Genomic DNA, 456 nt, shown 5'->3' with positions numbered 1-456 from the left:
GCGCCGCCAGGCTTCGCGAACTCGAAGACATTGCCGAATCGACCGAATCCCTTGATGAAGCGCGGGCCGCCGCTGCCGAGATCGGGAGGCGCCTGCCGCTCCGGCCGCCGCCGAGGCTCCGGCCGCAGGCGCCGCCCAGGGCACCGACGTCGTCCTGCCCGCGCTGGGCGAGTCGGTCACCGAGGGCACCGTCACCCGCTGGCTGAAGCAGGTCGGCGAGACGGTCGAGGCCGACGAGCCGCTGCTCGAGGTCTCCACCGACAAGGTCGACACCGAGATCCCGGCCCCGGTCTCCGGCGTGCTGCTCGAGATCGCCGTCGGTGAGGACGAGGTCGCCGAGGTCGGCGCCAAGCTCGCCGTGATCGGCGCCGCGGGTGCGGCTCCGGCCGCTGCCGCTCCGGCCGCCCCGGCTGCTCCGGCCGCCGCCCCGGCTCCGGCTCCGGCCCCCGCCGCCCC

At 76.5% G+C, this 456-nt stretch carries 1 protein-coding gene; it reads left to right on the top strand.

Features of this window, described 5'->3' with window-relative positions; translation table 11 throughout:
• Positions 1-154 precede the first annotated feature (154 nt).
• Positions 155-456 (top strand): biotin/lipoyl-containing protein (locus tag B7P34_RS36225; protein ID WP_286157551.1); only part of this gene is annotated, 302 nt, incomplete at its 3' end.

This window comes from Streptosporangium nondiastaticum, assembly GCF_003011965.1.
GTDB classification, from domain to species: Bacteria; Actinomycetota; Actinomycetes; order Streptomycetales; family Streptomycetaceae; genus Streptomyces; species Streptomyces nondiastaticus.
Note: the sequence above shows the minus strand (reverse complement) of the source record. Positions and strands in the feature narration are given on the sequence as shown.